The organism is Roseateles sp. P5_E11, from assembly GCF_054049355.1.
Map to the genome: position 1 here is coordinate 1 of NZ_JBFUMO010000625.1, position 3,182 is coordinate 3,182.

The following is a 3,182-nucleotide window of genomic DNA, read 5'->3' on the forward strand; positions in this document are numbered from 1 at the left end:
GCGTTCGAGTCGCTCGGCCGCACGCGTCAGTACGCATGGATCCTGAAGCTGCTGACGGCGCGCGATGAACGGGCCAGACAGGTGCAGCTCGCGAAGCTGATCGACACCCTCGAGGGGGCTTGCGCGACCGTTGAACGCGGCACCAGCTAGGCCCGCGGTGCTGTGGCGCAACCGTCGTGCACGGGCCGCCAGCCAAACACGCGCCAACGCTCTGCGAATAAGCATCCCCGCTTTCCTTCGTTCCGCGAGGAAGGCGGTTTCCCTATCGTGCAAGGCATCAACCGACACCGGCCGCCATGCACATCACCAGCCTCTCAGCCAGCCCCAGCGAACGCTCGCGCTCCGCCTGGCTCACGCAGTTCGCGCTGACGCGCCTGGAAGGCCGCGCCACGCATCACGACGACATCCTCGTGCGCGAGCTGCCCGCCGCAGCGCTGCTGACGGCGGACGTGCAGGACCGGGCGATAGCCGCCGCCGTGCAGGCCGTCGAGCAGGCCGACCTGGTCGTCGTCGGCACACCCATCTACAAGGCGGCCTACAGCGGCCTGCTCAAGGTCTTCCTCGATCTGCTCCCGCCCGATGCGCTGCGAGGCAAGGTCGTGCTGCCGCTGGCCACGGGGGGCAGCGCGGCTCATTTCCTGGCACTGGACTATGCCCTCAAGCCCGTGCTGTCGGCCCTGGGCGCCCGCCATGTGCTCGACGGCGTATTCGCCACTGACGCTCAATTGCGCCGTCATGAGGCCGGCGGCTTCGTGCCGGAGCCCGATCTGATTGCACGGCTGGACCGTGCCCTCGCTCCGCTGACGCCACGAATGCGGAACTCGCCAGAGCCCACTCAGCTGTCGACGCCGCAAGGCCAGCTTCACCACCGCTTGTCTCCTCGCCTCCCGCACGGGACCGGCGACTTCATCCCGGCGCTCGGGCGCTGATCGGGTGCGCCCGAGCGCCGGGATCTTTTTGCACAGGACGCTCTTCATGCTTTTCCGCTCTCTTCGACATGTCCTTCGCTGGACCGCGCCGCTGCTGATCGCGGCCACCAGCCTGCACGCTTCTGCCCAGACAACGTTACGCATCGGCTTCCAGAAATCCGCCAGCCTGTTGACGCTGCAGAAGTCCTCGGGCTCGCTCGAGAAGAAGCTCAGCTCCCTCGGCGTCGCCGTGAAGTGGGTGGAGTTCCCGGCCGGCCCGCAGTTGCTCGAGGGCCTGAACGTCGGTGCCGTCGACGTGGGCTTTGTCGGCGAGGCGCCGCCCATCTTTGCGCAGGCCGCCGGCGCACGCTTCGTCTACATCGGCTTTGATCCCGCCGCGCCCGAAGCCGAAGCCATCGTCGTGCCCAAGGATTCCGCCATCAGGACGCTGGCCGACCTGAAGGGCAAGAAGATCGCGCTGAACAAGGGCAGCAACGTGCACTACCTGCTCGTGAAGGCGCTGGAGAAGCAAGGCTTGAAGTACAGCGACGTGCAGCCCGTCTACCTGCCGCCGGCCGACGCCCGTGCCGCCTTCGAGCGAGGTGCGGTGGATGCCTGGGTGATCTGGGACCCCTTCCTCGCCGCCGTCGAAAAGCAGAGCGGTGCGCGCCTGCTGCAGGACGGCCGCGGCCTGGTCAACAACTACGCCTATTACCTGGCCGAGCGTGGCTTCGCGCAGCAGCACCCGCAGGTCATCCAGGCGCTGTTCGATGACAACCAGGCCCAGGCCGCCTATGTAAAGGCCAACGTCAAGGCCGCAGCGGCTGTCATCGCGCCGCTGCAGGGACTGGAGCCCGAGGTCGTCGAGAAGAGCCTGACGCGCTACCAGTTCGGCGTGAAGCCGCTGACCCCGGCCGTCGCCGCCGAGCAGCAAAAGATCGCCGATGCCTTCCACGCCCTCGGCCTGATTCCCAAGCCCATCCGCGTCGCCGACGCGCTGCCCGCCACCACCGTTGCGGAGGCCACGCGATGAGCGCCCACGCCACGCGCCGTGCGGCCATCGCCATCCTGGCCACGACGGCCGCCGTCTGGACGCGCGCCAAGGCCGACGCACCCACGCAACTTCGCATTGGCTTCCAGAAGGGCTCGCTCAACCTCGCCCTGCTGAAGAGCTACGGCCTGCTGGAGCAGCGTTTGCCTGGCACCCGCATCCAGTGGACCGAGTTCCCCGCCGGCCCGCAGTTGCTGGAGGCCCTGGCACTGGGCAGCGTCGACCTCGGCGCCACCGGCGACGCGCCACCGGTGTTCGCGCAGGCCGCGGGCAAAGACGTTGTCTACGTGGGCGCCGAGCCGCCCAAGCCGGACAGCTCGGCCGTCCTCGTCAAGCCCGATTCGCCGCTGAAGACGCTGGCCGACCTGAAGGGCCGACGCGTGGCCCTGCAAAAGGGCAGCAGCGCCCACTTCCTGACCGTGCAGGCCGTGAAGAAGGCTGGTTTGGCCTGGGCCGACATCCAGCCCATCTACCTGCCGCCGGCCGACGCTCGCGCTGCCTTCGAGCGCGGCTCGGTGGACGCGTGGGCCGTGTGGGACCCCTACTACGCCGCCGCCGAGATCAGCGGCGAGCTGCGCGCGCTGGCTACCAGCCGCGGCCTGACGAGCAACAACACCTTCTACTTGGCGTCGCGCGCGCTGAGCCAGCAACCGGCCCTGGTGAAGACACTGTTCCAGGCCCTGACCGACACCGACACGCGCGTGCGCACCGATCGCAAGGACGCGGTGCAGCGCTATGCCGAATTCGCCGGCCTGCCCGTGGCCATCGTGCAGCGCATGGTTGAGCGCCGCGGTGCCGCGCCCGTCGGTCCGCTGACGCCCGACCTGGTCCGCGAGCAGCAACAGGTGGCCGACGCCTTCGCCGAGCTCGCGCTGATCCCCCGCCCCATCCGCGTTGCCGATGCCATTGCACAGGTGAAAGCATGAAGATCTTCTGGTTCATCCCCACCCACGGCGACAGCCGCTATCTCGGCACCACGCGCGGCGCGCGCGTGGCCGACCACGCCTACTTCAAGCAGATCGCCATTGCCGCCGACAGCCTCGGCTACGAGGGTGTGCTGCTGCCCACTGGCCGCAGCTGCGAAGACTCGTGGATCGTCGCGGCCAGCCTCATCGACGCCACCAAGAACCTGAAGTTCCTTGTCGCGCTGCGGCCCGGCCTCGTCGCGCCGTCGCAGAGCGCCCGCATGGCCGCCACGCTGGACCGCCTCTCGGGCGGCCGCC

General features: G+C 68.9%; 5 protein-coding genes. All 5 read left to right on the plus strand.

All coding sequences use genetic code 11. From position 1 onward, the window contains the following. Positions 1-150 (plus strand): YdeI/OmpD-associated family protein (locus ACXJKR_RS28090; protein ID WP_457325638.1); only part of this gene is annotated, 150 nt, incomplete at its 5' end. A 146-nt stretch (positions 151-296) separates the two neighbouring features. Then, positions 297-929, plus strand: coding sequence for an NADPH-dependent FMN reductase (gene ssuE / locus ACXJKR_RS28095; protein ID WP_457325633.1), 633 nt, complete (start codon positions 297-299; stop codon positions 927-929). A gap of 46 nt (positions 930-975) precedes the next feature. Further along, positions 976-1,941 carry a sulfonate ABC transporter substrate-binding protein gene (locus ACXJKR_RS28100; protein WP_457325635.1) on the plus strand — a complete coding sequence of 322 codons (966 nt, stop codon included), beginning with the start codon at positions 976-978 and terminating at the stop codon, positions 1,939-1,941. Continuing rightward, on the plus strand, positions 1,938-2,885 hold the full coding sequence (locus ACXJKR_RS28105; protein WP_457325636.1) for an aliphatic sulfonate ABC transporter substrate-binding protein: 948 nt from the start codon (positions 1,938-1,940) through the stop codon (positions 2,883-2,885). The genes ACXJKR_RS28100 and ACXJKR_RS28105 overlap by 4 nt, the downstream gene beginning before the upstream one ends. After that, positions 2,882-3,182 (plus strand): LLM class flavin-dependent oxidoreductase (locus ACXJKR_RS28110; protein WP_457325637.1); only part of this gene is annotated, 301 nt, incomplete at its 3' end. The genes ACXJKR_RS28105 and ACXJKR_RS28110, both read left to right, overlap by 4 nt.

Coding starts and splice junctions, on each gene's coding strand:
- ssuE (WP_457325633.1), top strand. CDS start 297: ATGCACATCACCAGCCTCTCAGCCAGCCCCAGCGAACGCTCGCGCTCC.
- ACXJKR_RS28100 (WP_457325635.1), top strand. CDS start 976: ATGCTTTTCCGCTCTCTTCGACATGTCCTTCGCTGGACCGCGCCGCTG.
- ACXJKR_RS28105 (WP_457325636.1), top strand. CDS start 1,938: ATGAGCGCCCACGCCACGCGCCGTGCGGCCATCGCCATCCTGGCCACG.